The sequence below is a fragment of the Staphylococcus sp. TE8 genome (assembly GCF_000692055.1).
GTDB lineage: Bacteria > Bacillota > Bacilli > Staphylococcales > Staphylococcaceae > Staphylococcus > Staphylococcus capitis.
In genome coordinates, this window is the sequence record NZ_JMGB01000003.1 from 37,986 (window position 1) to 59,379 (window position 21,394).

The window sequence follows — 21,394 nt, forward strand, 5'->3', positions numbered from 1 at the left end:
CATAGTTGACACAAATTTCAATATAGATTATTATATAAAACAGGAGGTGTTATTCATGGTTAACAACGTTAAAAGAATACGAAAAAATAAAAAAATTACCATTACTGAATTAAGTAGAAAAAGTGGGATAAGCAGAACAACTATATACAAATTAGAATCTCAAAAATCAAATCCCAGCTTGGAAACCATTCAAAAAATATCTTCTGGTTTAGATGAAAAACCAGAAAAAATTTTTAACCTCAGTGTTATTCAAGAATTACAAAAGGAGGCTTAACCAATGATTAAACAAATTTTCAATGATAAAGAAATTCGGTTTATCGAAAAAGACGGTGAGTATTGGGCAGTAGCAGGAGACGTGGCAAAGGTATTAGGTTATTCGCAAACATCAAACATGTTAAGAATGATAGATAAAGAAGATGTAACTACTCATAATGTGAAGGTCACCTCAAATAGTAAATACGCAAGAAAAACACAATATGTAAGTATCATCTCTGAATATGGTATTTATGAAGCTATTTGGAATAGTAGACGCGATGAAGCTCAAGCATTTAAGAAGTGGATTAAACAAGTCATCAAAGAGTTACGCCAATCAACAGGGCTAAAAGGATATGAAGCATTCCGAATGTTAGACAAAGAAAAACAAAAAGAAGCTATGGATAACTTGAAAAATGGTATTAAAGCTATTTCAAAAAAAGATTATTGCAAAGCTCAATCAATTAGTAATAAAGCAGTATCAAATGTGTTCGGCTTTTCTAAGATGATTAAAAAACAAGATATGACACAGGAAATGCTGGAGTTAAGACAACAGGTGTTAAATGACACAGTAGAATTTATGGTGTTTGTTGATAAATATAATCTTCCTTTATCTGTGAAAAAGCACATTTATGACAAATACAATGACAAGCAACAAATGGCGTAAGGAGGCTTAAACCATGTTCAACATTAATATTGATGAAGATGAAGCACGTGACATGCTACAAAAAGCAATTGATGAACGTGTTGAAGAATTAGCAAGACAAAAATATTTCATCACGTATAAAGAATTAGCTGAATACCTAAATTTAAGTAAACCAACGATTGAGGAACTACTTATTAATAACGGCCTAAAGTATTACATGGTCGGATCGACATATCGTTTCAAGAAATCTGATGTTGATGAATTTATGGAGAAAATTACGTCTCACATGGATATTCATAACAATGATTTAAAACAGATTAATGTTAAGAAATTACTTAGCACAAAGTAGGAGGAATACGAATGAAGCAACAAGTTTTAAAAACTAAAAGCGTCGTCGGTTGGTTTAACGTGAAAGATACTAATGGAAATTTACTTCTAAATGTTGCACCTGATGTATTTAAAGAAAACTTCCCTGAAGTAAGTCCTGATATTTCTATTGCATGTATGGAATTGGAATTAAATCGAATTGTAGAACTAAAAGAAAAGAAAAAGAAGAAAGCGAGTGTATAGAAGATGAAAATTAAACAAAAGTATCAATTATCAAAAGTAGTAAAAGTATTAGAGAAAGTATTATATGAAAAAGATAAAGACGTATTTTTATCAGCAAAAGATAGATTTCATTCTAATACAGATTATCGCTATGACGATACAGCATTTTACGAACATATTTTAAAACTAATTCATAAAGAGTTATTTAATATTCTTGCTGAATTAGATTTTGAAGATGAGGCGTTTTCTATTCTTGACGAAGTAACAATGACATTAAGCGATGTTATGAATGAAGACAAAGAAATTTACTACTATACCGTAACAGATAGCACTGGTGAACATGAACACACAACAGATCGTGAAGGTCATGTAATTGGCATTTTAGAGTGGGCTTTAGATTATATAGTCGGAAATATCCAAGTGGAGGACGCAGAATAATGAAATTATTTAAAAAGAAATACGATCATAAAAAAGTGAACAAAGTGAAAGATATGATTTTATATACTTCATATTCTTTTGAAGCTAAAGCATATCAGGAAGCAATTGAATTTTTAAAAGATAACAACAAACAAAAAGCTATCGAACTTATGTATGAAAGATTAATTGAAGCACAAAAAAATGAATATGAAATGAAATTAAAAATAGAAAAAGCGTCATCTTGCACCGACCAAAGCCAAGATAACGCATAGAAAACAAGCATTTAATTAAATACCCACTAAAATACTAACACATATGAAAGGTTGATTACATGGACGAAGTGAGTTTATATAAAAAACATTTTGAGTTCCACTCAAAATTAGATTATATCAACACAGCAAATTTATCAAGAATCAAAGAGATAAGCAAGCGAATCCATTTCGCTTGTATCTCAACTGATAAACAAGTGTTTGATAACAAAGGCAATTTGTATCATCGAGAAAAAGATAATATTGCAGGTGATTACATTAATAATCTTACTTTAAATTATACCATAATTCCAAAGAAATTGGGACTGGTTTATGGAAAAATTAATGTCAAAACTGTTGAGGAAGATAACGGAGAAGAGAAGAAGAAAGCAAATTTTCATGCTGATCAGTTTACAAATTATGCGCGTTTTATTGCGGATTTAATGGCGGATAAAGTTATATATTCAGTTGAATTAGACAACTTTCTTTTTGTAAAAAATAATAGCTACGAAATTATAGACGATGCCTATTTAGCATTAAAATACCCAGTGGATAAAAAACATCAAATTGATGATTTTTTAGAAGTTATGACAGAACTGTATCGTGATTATATAGAAGTAAATCACGGTTACAATATTCTTCCATATGCATTTGCTGGTAATGATTTCGTGTATCATTGCAAGCATTTAAAACTAGAAAAGAAAGAATTACAAACTAATGAATTATACGCAATGAAATATGATGTAAATTATAACAATTTAGATTTTGATACACCTAGTCGATTTTATGAGTTAGTCACTGAAAATGAAAAAAGTAAGCACAATTTAAAATTGGTACATGCTTATTCTATGTATCGCAAAATGGAACTTATTCAAGCAGAAAAATGGTTCTTATTTAAAGATTTCGGGCGTTCAGGTAAAGGACTATTTATAACTACATTCAATAAAATCCTACAGGTTAATAAAGTGAATTTCGATAGTTTGCTTTCAAAAAGTTTTGAATCAGTGAACGAATGGATGAATTTTTACGGTGCAGACATCGCACACGCTAATGAAACAGGTGAAATTACCAAAGCAATGATGAGAATATTACGAAAAATTGCTACAGGTGAAATTGTTTCTGGACGTGGCATTGGTAATAATACATTTAAATTTAAAAATAATGCCGTTTTAATACTTGATACAAATGAAAATGTTGATACTGGTGACATTACGGCAAATACAACTAGAACAATAAAAATAGCTTTCAAAGACAGACCGCACGGAGAAACTGACTATGAGAGATACCAGATTTTTAAACCATATTGGAATTTTGTAAAACCAAATGATGAAGATTCAGAAAATGCCTCAGTATCATTTTTAATTACAAGTTTAGAATATCTTAAATCCATTGGCGGTGAATTTAAGTTTAACGATGTCACATTGAAACATTACTTTAGTGAAGATGAATTGACTGAAACACAAGTTATTATGCTGAAGGTGCTTAAGGAACAAGGCTTTATTCTTGCAGGTGATGAAACCTTACAACGTTTAATTCAAGAAGACTATAAAAGTATGCGTTACAAGAAAGCCAAAGAAGATATGAAAAAGATAGGTATTTCGTTAAATAAGCAAAATAAAATTGAGGGCGTAAATTATAAGGTGCATGAAATAGGAAATCAAGAATTATTTGATATGGCATATAAGTTATTGGAATAAGGGTTACCGTAACCCTTAGGTAACCTTAATAGTAACCTATAAAATGTTGATATTACAGCTTGTAACCCTTGTAACCTTAATTTTTACAGTGTCTATTTAAATACTAAAATAATTTTCTTACTATAGACAAAACAAGGGTTACAAGGGTTACTGGTTACCTATAAAAGGAGTGATGTTCAATGTCAGGTTATCATGTTGCAAAGCAATTATTAAAAAAGAATATTCAAGTCATACCGCTCAACAAGTATAAAAAACCAATTGTAACATTTGCTGATATACAGATTACTGATGAATTTATAGATCGTCATAAGTCTTTATACCAACATACACATGTATTAGGTGTACTCACAAGGGGCGTGTGGTGTATCGACATTGATATTAACCATGTTGAAGGTAAAGACGGATATGAAAGTATTAAGTACATTCCTTATTATGATGAAATTGTAACTAATGCACAAAATACATTGGTTCAAACAACCCCGAGCGGTGGCAAACATATTATATTTAAGAAACGTACAGGGATTGAATACACTCAGAAGATAGGATATTTACCGTCAGTTGATATAAAAGCGCACCCTAATAACTACTTTGTGCTTGCTGGTAGTCGTACATTAAAAGGAAAATATACACACAATAAAACCAAGACATGTGAATATAATGGCGATTTTGAGCAACGTATTTTTTCTAAACAAGGTAACTATACACAACAAACGCTTGAACCTTATTCAGTAAAGCGTGTGTTGCCAAGTAATAATTTTGAACATTTAGAAAATGGTAAAGGTGGTGAAGGAAAAAAAGCATATCAACGTATTATAGACGGTCAAAGCGAATACAGAAACAATGATTTATATAAAGCGGTAAGTTATGCCGTTCAATGTAACGTTGATATAGATCCGTTAAGAGTATTGATTGGTGACAATAAAAACGGCGATGTTATTACTGAAAGGGAATGGGAGGCTACAGCTAGAAGTGCAAGCAATTAATGAGAATTATAGTTTAGATGAACAAGCTGAACGTATTGGTCTAATAGTAGGTATTTCAGAAGAAATTTATTTTTGTTCAATTAGTCATGTTTCACAAGTCTATGTTGAATATATCGATAATGAGTGGACGGCATGGCGTGAAAGTTTTATACCAAATAGCAACAAAAGAACTAGTTACAAAGTTATAGCACAAGGCAATTTTGAATTGGTAATAGCAAGAGTGAAAAACTATCTAACATATATTAAAAGAAAAAAAGGATGATGAATATGATATACAAGAGACTGACTCAAACATTCCAATTAAACAAACAAAATCTCAAGGCTAATAAACCTATATGTCACACCTATAAAACAAATAGCAAGTATCACTATTTAGAAGTAGACTTCATCACATGTGATTGGTGTTTATCGAGTGAAGGTCAAGCACACCTACAATCTAAATTGAATATGGAACTACTGTCTTTATGGTTAAGAGGTTATAACCTTAAGATTAATTATACGAGTGTGGGGCATATGACTATCTTCTTAAGAGCAGACATGCAGACAATAGACTTCCTTATTAATGAATTGAATGTAATGTGTGATAGGGAACAATACTGGTATCAGTATCGTGATGGTAATCGTATGAGACCTATAGATCGTGATAAGGGATATGTTGCACCTATTAAACATGTTAAGCGTAATGTGAATAAGATTAAAGCATAAAGGAGAATGTAATGACTAAAGATGAACTGAATGTATATATCATTAACTTTATTAAATACCATACCCTAGTATCCTTTATTGATTTAGAAGAATTATTTGAGTCATTGCATATTGGTTATCAAGGTGATTTTACATTTGTACATGTAGACAATGAGAACATTGTGTTGTGGCATGGATGGAGTATGGAAGTCATTAATATAGTAGGTAGCTTACTATCATCTAAACAACTTGAGCTAGAACGCACAGATGTAACGACTTATGTAAGACATGGTATATATCTAGATCTGCCTGTTATGAAAAATCCATTCGATTATTCAGATGCTCGTTGGTTGCCTGTGAAACTGAAGCTAAGTGAGACGATGAATACACTATTACATTAGGAAATGTTGCGTTATGGGATGCAGTAAACTGATAGCACGTTATTTATTATATTGTAAGACATCTAAAAAAGTCGTTAAAGGAATTAGTTATAAACATTATCTGGATATGAAACAGAAGTAAATTTTGCGGGGATTATCACACGCCCCCCATCAAACCATTTGACCTTTTTTGACTAGCTGGGAGAACGGCGAGTGGTCTCGACTTCGTAATTTTTTCAATTTGTTCCACGTATAACCTCTACCCCTGCATAAAAGCAACATATCTTGCGCTAACTTTATCAATTTAGTTAACAAGATAAATCTAAATAAAACAAAGGAGGTCGTGTAGTGAGTAATATCAATATGTTTGAATGGAACAATATAAAAAGTAAGATAAAAGAAATTCGTGAAGAAATTGATGGTGTGAAACAACAGAGTTTCATTGATAAAGCGAAGAATCGACAACTTACTAATGTACTTAGAGAATTAAGCGTAGTTGAGAATATGGTTAACGAACTAATGGATTATCAAAAAGAATATAGTGCAGTAAATAAAATTAAAAATTTAATTAAAAAGAATAAGGAGCGATATTATGGCAAGTAAAACAATCCCAAAACCAACGGTTAAAGAAATTTTTCCAACGCATTTAGAAGTATTAAAGGATATGTTGGACCAATGTAGACATATTAATAACAATGCTTCATATCAGGATAGTATTAACGCTTTGTACAATAAATTAGAAGAAGGAAACTTAAGCACACAAGAATATGAATTAACTTTAAATGAAATAGATGATTTAAGACGTGAAAAAGCTACAAATCCTAATGTTAATGGACAAATTGTAGTCAATTTACCGAGTAATATTAAATCACTAGATCAATTGCAAAAAGTAACACATAGTGAGACAGATAATGCTAATAAGGTTATTAAATCAGTTGAGAAAGAGAATGAAAGTATCAACCAACAAATCAATGAGCTTAAAGCTAAAATTGAAAGCAACAATAATTATATCGGTGAAATAATCAATCAACAATCGTTAAATGATGTTGCTAAACCAATTATAGAAGGCGAATCCAAGTACTATGATGCAAAAAGATTCTATAGCGATTTTATGTGGCAAAAAGCAACTGGTTTATTGCAGAAAAAAACATTAGGTAAAAAGATAATTAATTACCCAAATTTAGCACCAAGCAAAAAATAGTATTTAAAGGCGTTGACTTTATTGTCAACGTCTTCCATCTATTTTAAAATCAGGGAGGTTGACCATGATATTAAAACAAAATAAATCAACATTGTATTATATAGAAGAACAAAAAATTTCAGAGTATGAGTTGTTGCTAAAGTACAATCCACTAATCATAAATCGTAAAATTAGATCTATAGAGATGCAAATTGAAGAAAGTTATCATTTAAATGTATCACACATGACTTGTGATGATGTGGGTGGAGTTATCACAGTATCATATCCTCTTGAAAAATTAGTTATTTGGATAATTCAACAAAGAGAAGATTTAGAATGTTTTAAAAAAAGTAGTTTTAAAAGAATGAATTTATTAAAACAGATTATTCGTGGATATACAAAACAGGAACAAAAAGAAGTAATAGATTATATGCGTTCCCATGGAAGTATAAAGGCATACGAGACGATTGATAAATTACAAAGAGATTTATATAAAATTAAGAATTATAACCATATTAACAGTGCTAGAAAAGATGAAAAGGCTACTAAATTATAAGTGTTGGGATAAGTACATGAATTATGATAAAGCGACACTAAGGAAATTTATACTTAACTATCATAGTATACAGAAAAATGATGAAGTGAGTGATAATAATGATAATTTAGATGATTTCTTTGAAATTAACAATCAAGAAGAAACCAATCTATTTGATGAAAATAATATCGAAGAAGTTATCTTTTATAATGAACTAGAGAATATTGTTGAGCGAGTAGGAACAGACAAAGAGTATTTTATATTTATATTGTTAACCGAAGGCTATTCATATAAAGAAATAGGCGATGTATTTAATGTTACTGCAGGTAGAATAGGGCAAATGTTTAATAATTTATTAGAAAAGCTATCTTAAGAGGTAGCTTTTATTAATTTAAGGTGATTAGTCAATACATATAAGACATTATACACGAAAGGAGCATATAAGATTGAACGAATTACAACTTAGTAACGATTTAACCACAATAGCAACAGAAATCAAAAGCTATCAAAACATCGCTGGTCAATCTATTTTCGAGATTGGTCGAAGATTAAAGCATGTTAAAGAAATTGACCTAGCTCATGGAGAGTTTGGTAAGTGGCTTTCAAAAATAAATATGAGCAGAAGTACTGCTAGAAGATTTATAAAAGTAGCTGACAGTCCAGAATTAAATTCGCCATCGATGGCGAATTTAGGAACAAGCATTTTATATGAAATAGCAACTCTCCCTGAGGAAGAAAGAAAAAAAGAACATTTAACTTCAAGCGGAGAAAAGAAAACACCAGACGAAATGACACAGAGAGAATTACAAGATTTAAAAAAACAACTCAAACAACGTGACGCATTATCACAGTTAAATAGTATTGACCACTAAGTTAGGTTTAACAGCGGTATCGAGATTAAAAATATTAGAGCTTAAGCAAGATGAAAAAAGTGATAAGTCAGTATATGAAATATTTGGTATTGATGATAATGATTAATTTATGAAATTCTAGGAGAGCTACTATGATACTAAAAAGTTGTAAATTAGTTTTGTGGTATTACGAAGAAAATTACTGAATATGAATTATTAACAAAGTACAATCCTAAGTTTATTAATAGGAAATGTAATCTCATTCAGAATCAAATTAATGAAATGTACTACCTAAATCAATCACATATGACTTGTGATGAAGTAAGAGGCATAATTGCTGTGTCTTTTCCTATTGATAAACTTGTGATATGGATTAGTGAAAAGAAAGCTGATTTGAAATGATTTAAAAATGATTCATCGGTACGCCTATCCTTATTAAAGCAGGTGCTAAATACCTATACAAAAGAAGAACAAAAACAGGTGATTAGATACATGCAATCAAATGGCCGTATTAAGGCGTATGAGCTTATTGAACGATTACAGGTAGATTTTATACAATGTTTATCTTAACAAGCCTATAACAAAGGTTAGTGAGCCACAACAAGATATGGTGGTGTAGTTTCTATGGTTCAACCAGATAAGGAAACACTTAAAACATTCATATTAAACTAACATAATTACGTGAATGATGTTGAGCCAGAGGTTTCTGCTGATGATTTCTTTACGTTGAATGATGTTCCAGAAACATATCTTACACAAACTACACATACTGACGACCATATTTATATGAACGAGTTAGAAATATTTGTAGAGCGTGTTTGTACACATAGAGAATTGATTTTGTTTTTACTTTTGCGTAGTGGTAGATCCACCAAAGATATAGCTCAAATTTTTGAATTATCTGTGACCAGAATTAATCAACTTACTAATCAATTAATAGATAAAATTATAGGAAATAAGGAGTGTTTAAATGGATAAATTAACGCCAAAACAAGAGCGTTTTGTAAATGAATATATTAGAACATTAAACGTCACACAAAGCGCTATAACAGCTGGCTATTCACCTAAAACGGCACACGTTACAGGATGTCGATTATTAAAGAAGAAACACATTAATGATTACATCCAAGAGCAAAAGAAAAAAGTTATAGATGAAAGTGTATTAAGCGCTAACGAGTTATTACATCTATTAACTAATTCAGCTATTGGTGATGAAACTGAAACTAAGGAAGTAGTTGTCAAACGTGGTGAATATAAGGAAAATCCACAAAATGGTAAAGTGCAACTTGTTTACAATGAATATGTTCAGCTAGTAGAAATCCCTATTAAGCCAAGTGATCGTTTGAAAGCTCGTGATATGCTTGGCAAGTATCATAAACTATTTACTGAGAAAAAAGAGTTTACTGGTGATACTCCAGTAATTGTTAATATTGGCGAATGGAGTGAGGGCGATGAAGAAGATACACAGAGAGAGCTAGATAAAATAAAAGAAAACTATCCTAATAGAACAATGATTGTTGATGATATACCGCTAGAGGATTAAATAGAGCCTATCTGAAAATATTCAGATGGGTATTTTTGATTTTAATTGAGATATTATTTTGTTAGTATTTAAATTGATTAATAAATGATAATTTAAAAGGGGTTAGATTAAAAAATAATAGGAGAATGGTAATTGAATAAAGTTAATTACTTTTTAAAAGCATTGGTATTGGCAATTATGCTTCGTTGTACCATGAATTATTTACTTCCGTCACCTGAAACAATAACTTTTAAAATTTTAGATGGGCTTGCTTTTGGTGTTTTAACCGTACTTTTAATTAATTGGATTATTGGATTTTTTAAGAAGTATACACAAAAATAAATCGTTCATTTATGTCTGTTTTAGAATTGTTAAGGGTTCTAAGTCTCAATATCAATAAAGCAATAGGAATAAAGCAATGTTTTTAGTAAATTAAAAAGAAAAGGGGTTTTTTTATGAAGTTGTACGTTAACGAAATTATCAGAACAAATAACTTCGAAGATGATGATATGATGAATAAAATTTTAGGTATGTGGGATAGTTTTTATAAAAATAATGATAATTATAAAGGGGAAGTTTATGCAGTTTATCATGATTATGAATCGGATTATAAAGGCGATTATTCATTAGCTTTGTGTACAGAAGATATTTCGGCAGATAAATTTTTCGAAGTTGACTTTGCTGATAGTACTGAATATAAGTGCTCTGGAAAAGATGAAATTATAAACGTATGGCAACGTATTTGGAGAGAAGAAGAAGAAAATAAAATTCAAAGAAGTTATTATATTGATTGCGAAGAATATAAAAAAGATGGGTCAGTTGTTATACATCTTTTTTAGGTTTTATGAAACGAGTTGAAAACGAGTTTCTTCTTGTCTTAATAATGTATAGAAATAATACAGAGATTAAAAATAAAAGTAAGTATGATGTATAAACCTTTTATAAACAAAAAAGTAGATGTTTAAAATTTACAATTATAGTTTTCTTAAAGATAATGAACGTATCTACTGAAATGTACTACTCAAAATTGAGTATCCTTTAAAATGACTGTATCCTTTGGATGCAGTCTTTTTATTTATGACTTGTCAAAACTTTACATTTCATACAATAACAACCGTACTTAAAAGTCCGCTTATAACCAGTACCTTAAAATATAGAAGTGGTATAATACGACAAAAGGGTGCCCCAAATTAGGGCTACCTTTTTTATATAACCGAACCAAATGTGGCTTCGTTAAATGTGTCCGTAAGTGGACATATTAGCTACTTAGCTTAATACCCTCAAATGTGAGGATATTAGTTTATACACAGCCCAAATGTGGGTTCAGTAATAGAACTGAACAGCTATACACATTCAATATGCTCAAATGTGAGAGTATTAATTAATAATACAAATGCTGACGCACTAAGTCAGTGCATTAGAAAACGACAATATCCGTTTTCTAATTTCTGAAAAGCTGAATATGGCTTGTTTAATTTATATATTTGCGTAGTTAGAAATACAATTTCGAAGTGTTTTAGCGCATGAGCTGATGTAACAATTTGTGACGTTAGCTACACGAGTATTCGATAAAGAGAGTAGGGTAACACGACGCCCAAAGTAACTTGATCTAGGATATGAACAAAATATTCACCCATGTATTGTAACTTGTAAATGTTAGATAAGTGAATGTAGCAACACCAGTGTTTATTGATAATATCGGTGAAGATGATGAAAGAAAAGAGATTTAAAAGGGTTGTAAGAGCAATACCCGAATACAGAGTTTCATATTGATGATATAAGGAGATTTGGGAAGTAAAGAAGATTAATTTTTTAAATTATAATATATTGTTGTAATTTTGATTGTTTCTAAGAAAATATAGAGTTATACTTAACAGAACTATATTTGATTAGGAGTAAAATATGTCTTATGATGATGAGTTGAATTTTCTTAAAAAAATAATTTCTGTAATCTATGAAAGAATGACTAATTACGCTGATACCTTTGTTGAACTAAGAAATAATAAAATTAATTTTAAAAAGAAATGTGTTTGTGATTTTTTGGATGATAAAAATACGTATATTGATAGTGAGTTGTTAGATAATGTAGTGGTTTTTAAAGAAATAGTAAAGAAAGAAAATAGAATCTTATTGATTGATGAAGAGTTAGAATTAGAAATAGATAAACGTATTAAAAATGAAAGGTCTATTTATAACAAACTTTTAAAATATCAAGCAAAAAATGGTAAAGGAAAGTATCCTATTATTAAATGTTTAAATGATTTGTTAGGGTATAGATTCACTTTACAAAGCGATATTGATTTAAATAATGTATATAATATATTAAATGAGTATGTTTATGAGAATTTTAATGGTAAAATAAAGATAGTAGACGCTAGTAAAAATGACTATAAAGCAATTCACTTATATTTTAAGATTGATAATTTTTGTTTTCCGTGTGAACTTCAAATATGGCTAAACAAAGATCATAAGAATAATAAAAAATCGCATAAAATATATAAGCAAGATTATTTAAATTGGGAAGAATATGAAAGTGAATTAGAAAAAAAGTAGGGTGGTGAGATAAATGTACAAACATTATTTAATAATTTTGGAAGAATATGACCATGAAGGAAGATTAGCATTCCATATGACTATAACTGAAAAAAAAGATCTTGAAAAAATAGAACTTTATGAAGAAGATTTAACAGAATTAGGTATTGGTTTTTATACACATTTGATTACTACGTCAAAAGATACAATTCAAAGTATAAAGGAAAAAGATAGTTTTTTTGAAAATGTAACCATTTTCGAAAAATATTTTGACTTTAAAAACGTTGCTAAATCTCCTCACGGATTAAATGCTATGGATATAGCGAGATATATTTTAATGTTGAAACCTACTACTCCACTTAAACTTCAAAAATTACTTTATATAGTATATGAAAGATATTTTTTAAACAGAAAAATAGAGTTATTTAAAGAGAGATTTTTAGCCTTTGATTATGGGCCTGTAGTTAAAGAAGTTTATTCAGTATACAGGGGGCAAAGTGACGTACTTACTGAAAAAGATGATCAGTCTGTATATAGTGTGATAAGTAATGCTACTACTCCAATAACATATAAAATATTCAGAGAAGAGGATTCTGAATATATTAGTAGTTTAATAAAAGATGTTATTGATGAGTATGATGGAGTGTCAGCTTGGGACATGGTTGAAAAAACTCACAAAAAAAACACAGCATGGGATAAAGCATATAAATTAGGACAAAATAGTCCCATTACTGTAGATTTAATAAAGTCATCGGTACCAGTAAAATAACTTTTACGTTCCACACACTCTCATGTGGTGTTTTTTTACGCTGAGAAACGCCCTGTGTTGCAGTGGGAAATGAGTTTGTGTAACTGTTTGTTATATGTTAAAGATAAATATTATGTGCATTTCAAAATGTAAAAAAAAGCTGACTGAACAAAACGTTCACTGAAGAATTTTAAAGTTATGTTTATAAATATGATCATAATAAAAAGCCATCATACATAATATATGGTGGCTTAAACGTTGAAGGTGAAATTAAAAATAAACATAGTATGAATAGCGTCATTTTATCATACTATGATTTAAACTAACTGAGATTCATGAATCCCCAAATGTTGAGTAACTTTCAACACAATTTAATTATACCATAATTTAGTAGTAGGTACTAATTTTATATGTGGTATTATTATAAATATACAATTTAAACGTAGAACTTATTTGTATGAGTGAGGGTGAAAAATGTTGAGAAATACAACATATCTTAATAAAATGAGATTGAAATTTTATATTTTAAAATGTAAGTATTTTAACGGACTACCGTTATTTAAAAAAATTGTTTGGAAAGATGAATATCTATCTTATAGCTTTAAAAATATAAATTTATTTGAAATTTTAAAGTTTGAAAATAAAGATATAAAAAAGAGATATCATGAAACGCCTTATACATTGTTCGGTCAATGGGAAAGTAAAGAATTAGAACAATATACATTGGGTATTATTAATGATTCAAATATATATAAATATGTTAAAGAAGTAAATGTTAAAGATATTATAGGGGAAAGTAGAGGTCAAGGTCTTTCAAGAAAATTTGAAAGTATTGAAAAGTTTTTAATAACAATAGATAAAAAAACAAAAACATTTAGTGATTACGCTTCATATTTCTATCTTTTCAATATGACTAATGATCAATTCCGAGATTTATTTATAAATAAACAAATTGAAGAATATTTGAAAAATGAAACTAATATTGCAATGAATACAGTGTATCTGCTAGAAAAAAATGAAAAATATTATGTGACTATTAACGGTACTCATAGAGTGTTATTTGCAAAAATTATAGGTATTGAAAAAATAAAAGCAGTTGTTTTTAAAGTTGATCAATAATTAAGTAAAATTATGTTTATATTATTTCCAGTGACATAATTATGACATAATAGAGTGCGAAAACTAAAAATAGTACTATGATTAAAATATTAAAACGTTGATTTAACAGTCTTTTTAATATGTATTATAGCTTGTTTTTAGTAGTACTTAATGCCAGGAATGATGTAATTAAATCATTATGGTTGTCATTATTACTCCTTTTAGAGATTATTTTCTCTGAAAGGAGTTTTTTTATCTATTATTTTCTGTAATTATTGTAATTAGAGTATTTTAGTTCGTAAAAATATATTATAATAAAATTAACGATAATGCGAAGGAGAATTAATGTATTTATGTAATGTTTTATAAGCTTTTATTATAAGTACTCATAATAAGTTAGATAAACGCTATCGTTTAAAAATTTTGGGAGGATATTACAACTATGAAAAACAACAAGCCTAGAGATTTAAAACAATTTCCATCTTTACCAAGTAAAAAATATTTTAGCTACGGCACAGCGAGTGCTTTAACTTTAGCTTTATATCTTTTTGCGGGCAATGGTTCCGCTCAAGCTGAAGAAATTAACAAGACTAATAGCACTACATCACCTAAAACTATTCAAACTGAAAGCAATAAAACTAATACATCAACTTCCAATAATGAGACTCATCATAAATCATCTAAAAATTTAAATGATTATATTGATGGAACTCCAAATGAAGATCCTGACGAAGATGAGGACAGTGGAACATATGAAGTTCCTATCTTATACGTTACTGTATGGTTGGATGATCAAGGTAATATCATTAAAGATGCAGTAGAAGATAATAAAACGCCTGCCTCTGAAAGAGTGCCGGTAAAAATTCCTGGGTACCAACATTTTAGAACATCAATTTCTGATGGTATAACTAAATTTATTTATAGAAAAGTAAATACATCTCAAACAGCAAACACAGCCACAAGTAGTTCAACAAAAAAGGATGACACTAAACCATAAGAAGTAAATTCTGAAAAACCAACGACTCAAAAAGATTCAGAACAACCAAAACAATCAGAACCTGTGAAACCAACGACACAGAAAGAGCAAGAGCAACCGACTCAATCAGAACCGACAAAACCAACGACACAAAAAGAGCCAGAGAAACCAGCACAACCAGAACCATCAAAACCAGCTACACAAAAAGAGCCAGAGCAACCAACTCAATCAGGACCATCAAAACCAACGACACAGGAAGAGCCAGAGCAACCAACACAACCAGAACCGGTAAAACCAACGACACAGAAAGAGCAAGAGCAACCGACTCATTCAGAACCGGTAAAACCAACGACACAGGAAGAGCCAGAGAAACCAACTCAATCAGGACCGACAAAACCAACGACACAAAAAGAGCAAGAGAAACCAGCACAACCAGAACCATCAAAACCAGCTACACAAAAAGAGCCAGAGAAACCAACTCAATCAGGACCATCAAAACCAACGACACAGGAAGAGCCAGAGAAACCAACTCAATCAGGACCGACAAAACCAACGACACAAAAAGAGCCAGTTATTCCAACTAAACAGCAGGAGAACAATCAAAATAATGTAAATGATAAACCTAAATTACACGTTACAGTATGGTTAGATGATCAAGGGAATATTATTAAAGATGCAGTAGAAGACGATAAAACACCTTTAAATCAAAGAGGTGTTATACAAATAGAAGGTTATAAATATATTAGAACAGAAACCGAAGATGGTATTACTAAATATATCTATAAAAAAGTTAAATTAAAACAACATAAGCAAACATTAGAAGTAATTAAACCTACTAAAAAAATATCAAAACGTAATGAAGATAAAGATGATAAAACATCTCATAATCATAAAACTTCTAAGAAAGAATTACCTGAAACAGGAGTTAAAGAACAAGAATTTAATCCAGCATTATTAATGTTACTAGCAGGTTTAGGATTAATTGGTATTTTTAGAAATAAAATCAAAGAATAGAATTATAGAGAGTGTGGAGCTAAACCCACACTCTTTTTTATGTACAAATAGTAAAATTCCCAAAATAAACAATTGCACAAAATATAGCTTGGTGGTATATTTTAAGGAACACAATGAAATATATTTTATCAATAATAAAATATAGGTTGAATATTGTTGGGTTAATTTAAATTCTTTATATTTGAGGAGAAAAAATGATGGAAAACAAAAGAATCAACAACTTAGATAAAAAAATCACACGTTTTTCTATTAGAAAATATCAAGGTTTTGGAGCAGCTAGTGTAGCAATAATAGGTTTTATCATGATGTCTAACATAAATTACGCAAAAGCTGACAGTATTGAACAAAATAATACCACCATCAATCAAAAAGTTAGTGATAGTACCAGTCATCAAATTAATATTGAAAATGGAAAATCTTTAAATGATAATCTAACTAATAACCAAGATATTGAAAATAAACTTTCAACTACTAAAACTAATACTCAACACGTTATTAATACTAGTCAACTTGAAAAAATTTTAAATCAATACAAATCTTTAGATTTAAGTAACAAGACAGAAGATTCGGTTGAATTATTTCGCGCTGATTTACAAGAAGCTGAATCTATTTTAAATAATCCTCAAAGCCAACAACAGGTTGATGATTATTATCATAAATTTTTAAATAGTGCAGGTAAATTACATAATAAACAATCTTTACTTCCAAATCGTCAGTCAAACGGTGTTCAATCACAACATTTAACTAAGAATAATAACATTTCAAACTATTCGAATATTAGACATAAAAGAGATACATCATCATTTAGAAGTGCTCCTGAAAATAACGTATCTAATGATCCATTGAAAGCAAACGAAGTTAATCCAGAAATTCAAAATGGAAACTTTAGTCAGGTATCTGGTGGTATATTACCATCAAGGTCAAAGAGATTAACTGTAGTTACGAATGTAGATAATTGGCATAGTTACTCAACTGATCCTAATCCTGAGTATCCTATGTTTTATACACCAAGCGCAGTAGATTATTCAAGTTTTATGAGCAATAATGGTGCTCCATACGGGGTTGTACTTGCAAGAACGAATAACGGTCGTGATAGAAGTGTCAATGATGCTAAAGTAGCAGGTATTTATCAAGATATAGATGTGGTACCTGGTTCGGAATTAAACGTTAACTTTATATCTACAAGTCCAGTATTTTCAGATGGTGCATCAGGTGCTAAATTAAAAATTAGTAATATAGAGCAGGATCGCATCTTATTTGATAATCGTCTAAATGGTATGGGACCGTACCCTACCGGTAAATTATCTGCAATGGTTAACATACCAAGCGATATGAATAGAGTAAGAATTTCTTTTTTACCTATATCCAACACTGGTCGAATTAGTGTACAACGGTCTTCGAAAGAACATGGATTTGGTGATAATTCATCTTATTATCATGGGGGTTCAGTTAGTGATGTAAGAATAAATAGTGGATCCTATATCACTTCTAATGTGGCACAGGTAGAATATATAACTCAGCCTAATAGTCCTAATGATAATTTTGCACGTGCAACAGTTAATTTATCTGTTGAAAATAAAGGGCATAATCAATCAAGAGATACATATTATGAAGTTATATTACCAGCAAATTCAAAACTCATTTCTAGTAGTGGAGGAACCGGTAATTTAGATGTAAATACTAATAAATTAAGAATGTCAATTAGTAACTTAAATCCAGGAGAGAGGAAAGATCTCTCCTATACAGTAGAATTTAAAGCAACAATACCTAAAATAGTTAATTTAAATGGACATGTTAGTTATAGAACTAATGCAACATTTAGAGGAAGAGATACTCAAAGAACCGGAGATAATACTGTTAATTTACAAACTGTGACAATTCAAATGAATAAAACAGAATTACAAAGTAAAGTAAATGAAGTTGATAACTACTTACACGATTTAAATGAGGCTGATTTTACCGCAGATTCATGGCGTGCACTTCAAGACAAATTAACCGAAGCTAGAAATATTATCAATGAACAACAGAATAATGTTGCTATAGAAAATCAAGCATCCCAAGAAACTATCAATAATGTTACTAATACGTTAGATACATTGAAAAATAGTCTAAAATATAATGCACCATCCAAACCAATTATTGAAATAAATTACCTGATTCCAAATTTAACTATAACACCAGCTAATAAAGCAGATAAGTTAAATATTACATATCAAAATACTGCTAATGAGAGCACATCAATTATTGCTACTAAAACTAATGATAATTGGTCACTTAATAATAGTGTTCCTGGTATAAATATCGAACCACAATCCGGTTTAGTAACAATTAATTATCAAGCTGTTAATCCAGAAAGTTTAGTTGTAGCGAACGATATAATTCGAAACAGTGACACAAGTGAGGAAAGTAGAGAAAATATGCCACGTAAAGAGGCAACACCGGAAGCGCCTGGTATTGAAGCAAGTGAGGAGCATGTCAATGTCGAAGTAACACCTAAAGGTGAAGCGTCAAAAATAGAGATGATTTATATAAATCCCGAAGGAGAACCAGCTTCAATAAATGCTATAAAAAATGGAGAAACTTGGACATTAGATAAGCAAGTGTCACATGTTAATATTGACGATCACACTGGTAAAGTTACGGTTGGTTATCAAGCAGTACAAGCAGAAAGTGAAATAGTAGCAACCGAAACAAAAGGAAACAGTGACTCAAGTTCAGAAAGTAAATTAAAAATGCCACGTAAAGAGACAAAGCCTGAAGCACCAGATATTGAATCTAACGTAGAGCATGTCAACGTAGAAGTAACACCTAAAGATGAATCAACAAAACTAGAAGTAAAATATACAGATACAAATGGCCAACCAACTTCGATTATCGCAAATAAAAATGGAGGAGTTTGGGCACTTAACAAGGAGGTTCCACATATTGAATTAGACGAAACTACCGGAAAAGTAACGGTTGGTTATCAAGCAGTACAAGCAGAAAGTGAAGTAGTAGCAACCGAAACAAAAAGAAATAGTGATTCAAGTCCTGAGAGCAAAGTGACTATGCCACGTAAAGAGGCAACGCCAGAAGCGCCTGATATTGTAGCAAGTGTAGAGCACGCCAATGTCAAGGTAACGCCAAAGGGTGAAGTGACTAAATTAGTCATCAATTATACTAATCCAGAGGATCAACGTGTTACCATTAACGCAAGTAATAATGGAGGAATTTGGTCATTAAATAAAAATGTTTCGCACATAGAGGTAGATGAAGCAACCGGAAAAGTAACAATCGGCTATCAAGCAGTACAAGCAGAAAGTGAAATTATAGCAACAGAAATAAAAGGCAATAGTGATTCAAGTCCTGAGAGCAAAGTGACTATGCCACGTAAAGAGACAACACCGGATTCTCCGGCTATCGAAGCAAGTGAAGAGTACATCAATGTAGAGGTAACACCGAAAGATGAATCAACGAAATTAGTGATCAATTACACAAATCCAGAAGGCCATTCTGATTCAATCATCGCAAACAAAAATGGAGGTGCTTGGTTATTAAACAAACAAGTACCGCATATTGTGATAGACGATAGAACCGGAAAAGTAACTATAGGTCATCAAGTCGTACAAGCAGAAAGTGAAATTATAGCAACAGAAATAAAAGGCAATAGTGATTCAAGTCCTGAGAGCAAAGTGACTATGCCACGTAAAGAGACAACACCGCATTCTCCAACAATCGAAGCAAACGAAGAGCAAGTCAATGTAGAGGTAACACCGAAAGATGAATCAACAAAATTAGTGATTAATTATACTAATACAGAGGGGCAAAGTGATACCATTATCGTAAGTAAAAATGGAGAAGTTTGGTCATTAAATAAAAATGTTCCGCACATAGAGGTAGATGAAGCAACCGGAAAAGTAACAATAGGCTATCAAGCAGTACAAGCAGAAAGTGAAGTTATAACAACTGAAACAAAAGGAAATAGCGACTCGAGTCCAGAAAGTAAAGTGACAATGCCACGTAAAGATGTCGCTCCAGAAGGGCCTGTACTAAAATCAGATCATGACAATGCGAGTGTAAGTATAATTCCTTCAATTAATTCAGACAAAATAACTATCAAATATCTAGATGTCAATGACCAAATCGCTACAGCAATAGCCACTAAGAAAAATCAAAGCTGGTCATTGAATAATAACATTTCAGGTATTTCAATTAATTCTCAAACAGGAACTGTGACAATTAGTTATGTGGCTGTGCAACCGGAAAGTGATATTACTGCTACTGCGTCAAATGGTAACAGTGATAATAGTATTGTCAAACATACAATTATGCCTGCTAAAGAAGTTAAACCTCAACCACCAGTGGTAAGATCTAACATAGAAGAAGCAAATGTCGAAATTATACCACATAATGATGTTACTAGATTAGATGTTCACTATGTTGATTTGAAAGGGCAACCGGCTACTATTACAGCAACTAAAGTTGGCAATGGATGGACTATTAATAATAATATTTCTAATATAAAACTTGATGAAAGCACCGGTAAACTTACAATGGGACACCAAGCGGTGTTAGCAGAAAGTGAAATAGTAGCAACCGAAACAAAAGGTAACAGTGACGAAAGCGCTGAAAGTAAAGTGACAATGCCACGTAAAGAGACAACACCAGAAGCACCAGATATTGAATCTAACGTAGAGCATGTCAATGTCGAAGTGACACCTACAAGTGAATCAACAAAATTAGAAGTAAAATATACAGATACAAATGGCCAACTTGATTCAATCATCGCAATTAAAATTGGCGAGACTTGGTCATTAAATAAAGATTTACCACATATTCAATTAGATGAACATACTGGAAAAGTCACAATTGGTCACCAATCGGTGTTAGCAGAAAGCGAAATAGTGGCAACTGAAACAAAAGGTAATAGTAACACAAGTCCAGAAAGTAAAGTGACTATGCCACGAAAAGAGTCAACACCGGATTCTCCAACAATTGAAGCAAGTGAAGAGCGTGCGAGTGTCGAAGTAACACCAAAAGGTGAATCAACAAAATTAGAAGTAAAATATACAGATACAAATGGCCAACTAAGTTCATTCATTG

At 30.8% G+C, this 21,394-nt stretch carries 25 protein-coding genes and 1 pseudogene; all 26 read left to right on the top strand.

Features of this window, described 5'->3' with window-relative positions; all coding sequences use genetic code 11:
* The first annotated feature begins 55 nt into the window (after nt 1-55).
* Complete coding sequence (locus CM54_RS10610; protein ID WP_037551098.1) at nt 56-274, top strand: helix-turn-helix transcriptional regulator; 219 nt, start codon at nt 56-58, stop codon at nt 272-274.
* Nucleotides 275-277: 3 nt separating this feature from the next.
* Nucleotides 278-919 carry a BRO-N domain-containing protein gene (locus tag CM54_RS10615; protein WP_037551100.1) on the top strand — a complete coding sequence of 214 codons (642 nt, stop codon included), beginning with the start codon at nt 278-280 and terminating at the stop codon, nt 917-919.
* 13 nt (nt 920-932) lie between these two features.
* Nucleotides 933-1,247 (top strand): helix-turn-helix domain-containing protein, encoded by a 315-nt coding sequence (locus tag CM54_RS10620; RefSeq protein WP_037551101.1) that lies wholly within the window; start codon nt 933-935, stop codon nt 1,245-1,247.
* A gap of 11 nt (nt 1,248-1,258) precedes the next feature.
* Nucleotides 1,259-1,468 (top strand): hypothetical protein, encoded by a 210-nt coding sequence (locus CM54_RS10625; protein ID WP_037551102.1) that lies wholly within the window; start codon nt 1,259-1,261, stop codon nt 1,466-1,468.
* Nucleotides 1,469-1,471: 3 nt separating this feature from the next.
* Nucleotides 1,472-1,885, top strand: a complete 414-nt coding sequence (locus CM54_RS10630) for a TscA family type II toxin-antitoxin system antitoxin (protein WP_037551103.1) — start codon at nt 1,472-1,474, stop codon at nt 1,883-1,885.
* On the top strand, nt 1,885-2,136 hold the full coding sequence (locus tag CM54_RS10635; protein WP_037551104.1) for a hypothetical protein: 252 nt from the start codon (nt 1,885-1,887) through the stop codon (nt 2,134-2,136). Before CM54_RS10630 ends, CM54_RS10635 begins: the two co-directional genes overlap by 1 nt.
* Nucleotides 2,137-2,195: 59 nt before the next feature.
* A complete protein-coding gene (locus tag CM54_RS10640) occupies nt 2,196-3,809 on the top strand; it encodes a hypothetical protein (RefSeq protein ID WP_037551105.1) in 1,614 nt (537 codons plus the stop codon).
* 179 nt (nt 3,810-3,988) lie between these two features.
* Nucleotides 3,989-4,792 (top strand): bifunctional DNA primase/polymerase, encoded by an 804-nt coding sequence (locus CM54_RS10645; protein ID WP_037551106.1) that lies wholly within the window; start codon nt 3,989-3,991, stop codon nt 4,790-4,792.
* The gene (locus CM54_RS10650) at nt 4,779-5,054 is read left to right on the top strand and encodes a hypothetical protein (protein ID WP_037551108.1); all 276 of its coding nucleotides are present in this window, start codon (nt 4,779-4,781) and stop codon (nt 5,052-5,054) included. The genes CM54_RS10645 and CM54_RS10650 overlap by 14 nt, the downstream gene beginning before the upstream one ends.
* Nucleotides 5,055-5,059: 5 nt before the next feature.
* A complete protein-coding gene (locus CM54_RS10655; RefSeq protein ID WP_082243240.1) occupies nt 5,060-5,497 on the top strand; it encodes a hypothetical protein in 438 nt (145 codons plus the stop codon).
* 11 nt (nt 5,498-5,508) lie between these two features.
* A complete protein-coding gene (locus CM54_RS10660; RefSeq protein WP_037551110.1) occupies nt 5,509-5,877 on the top strand; it encodes a hypothetical protein in 369 nt (122 codons plus the stop codon).
* 327 nt (nt 5,878-6,204) lie between these two features.
* The gene (locus tag CM54_RS10665; RefSeq protein WP_037551113.1) at nt 6,205-6,459 is read left to right on the top strand and encodes a hypothetical protein; all 255 of its coding nucleotides are present in this window, start codon (nt 6,205-6,207) and stop codon (nt 6,457-6,459) included.
* Complete coding sequence (locus CM54_RS10670) at nt 6,449-7,057, top strand: hypothetical protein (RefSeq protein ID WP_009384209.1); 609 nt, start codon at nt 6,449-6,451, stop codon at nt 7,055-7,057. Before CM54_RS10665 ends, CM54_RS10670 begins: the two co-directional genes overlap by 11 nt.
* A gap of 64 nt (nt 7,058-7,121) precedes the next feature.
* Nucleotides 7,122-7,592 (top strand): hypothetical protein, encoded by a 471-nt coding sequence (locus CM54_RS10675; RefSeq protein WP_037551118.1) that lies wholly within the window; start codon nt 7,122-7,124, stop codon nt 7,590-7,592.
* A 16-nt stretch (nt 7,593-7,608) separates the two neighbouring features.
* Nucleotides 7,609-7,944: a sigma-70 family RNA polymerase sigma factor gene (locus CM54_RS10680; RefSeq protein ID WP_009384205.1), complete on the top strand. Its 336-nt coding sequence runs from the start codon at nt 7,609-7,611 to the stop codon at nt 7,942-7,944.
* 73 nt (nt 7,945-8,017) lie between these two features.
* Nucleotides 8,018-8,410, top strand: a pseudogene (locus tag CM54_RS10685) (DUF3102 domain-containing protein); the annotation flags it as partial.
* Nucleotides 8,411-9,103: 693 nt separating this feature from the next.
* The gene (locus tag CM54_RS10690; RefSeq protein WP_231469474.1) at nt 9,104-9,400 is read left to right on the top strand and encodes a MarR family transcriptional regulator; all 297 of its coding nucleotides are present in this window, start codon (nt 9,104-9,106) and stop codon (nt 9,398-9,400) included.
* The gene (locus tag CM54_RS10695) at nt 9,393-9,965 is read left to right on the top strand and encodes a terminase small subunit (protein WP_037551126.1); all 573 of its coding nucleotides are present in this window, start codon (nt 9,393-9,395) and stop codon (nt 9,963-9,965) included. The genes CM54_RS10690 and CM54_RS10695 overlap by 8 nt, the downstream gene beginning before the upstream one ends.
* A gap of 132 nt (nt 9,966-10,097) precedes the next feature.
* Nucleotides 10,098-10,286, top strand: coding sequence for a hypothetical protein (locus CM54_RS10700; RefSeq protein WP_037551128.1), 189 nt, complete (start codon nt 10,098-10,100; stop codon nt 10,284-10,286).
* Nucleotides 10,287-10,399: 113 nt separating this feature from the next.
* Complete coding sequence (locus CM54_RS10705; protein ID WP_037551130.1) at nt 10,400-10,783, top strand: effector binding domain-containing protein; 384 nt, start codon at nt 10,400-10,402, stop codon at nt 10,781-10,783.
* Between the two features lie 1,063 nt (nt 10,784-11,846).
* Nucleotides 11,847-12,497: a hypothetical protein gene (locus CM54_RS12230; protein WP_012085746.1), complete on the top strand. Its 651-nt coding sequence runs from the start codon at nt 11,847-11,849 to the stop codon at nt 12,495-12,497.
* Between the two features lie 13 nt (nt 12,498-12,510).
* Nucleotides 12,511-13,245 (top strand): Panacea domain-containing protein, encoded by a 735-nt coding sequence (locus tag CM54_RS12965; RefSeq protein WP_012104246.1) that lies wholly within the window; start codon nt 12,511-12,513, stop codon nt 13,243-13,245.
* A 489-nt stretch (nt 13,246-13,734) separates the two neighbouring features.
* Nucleotides 13,735-14,343, top strand: a complete 609-nt coding sequence (locus CM54_RS10720; RefSeq protein ID WP_155980173.1) for a hypothetical protein — start codon at nt 13,735-13,737, stop codon at nt 14,341-14,343.
* 421 nt (nt 14,344-14,764) lie between these two features.
* On the top strand, nt 14,765-15,319 hold the full coding sequence (locus tag CM54_RS12970; protein WP_443027720.1) for a hypothetical protein: 555 nt from the start codon (nt 14,765-14,767) through the stop codon (nt 15,317-15,319).
* Nucleotides 15,320-15,382: 63 nt separating this feature from the next.
* On the top strand, nt 15,383-16,312 hold the full coding sequence (locus tag CM54_RS12455; RefSeq protein WP_231469477.1) for a hypothetical protein: 930 nt from the start codon (nt 15,383-15,385) through the stop codon (nt 16,310-16,312).
* Between the two features lie 197 nt (nt 16,313-16,509).
* Nucleotides 16,510-21,394, top strand: a 4,885-nt coding sequence (locus tag CM54_RS10730; protein ID WP_231469480.1) for a SasC/FmtB family protein, incomplete at its 3' end; no start/stop codon positions are given.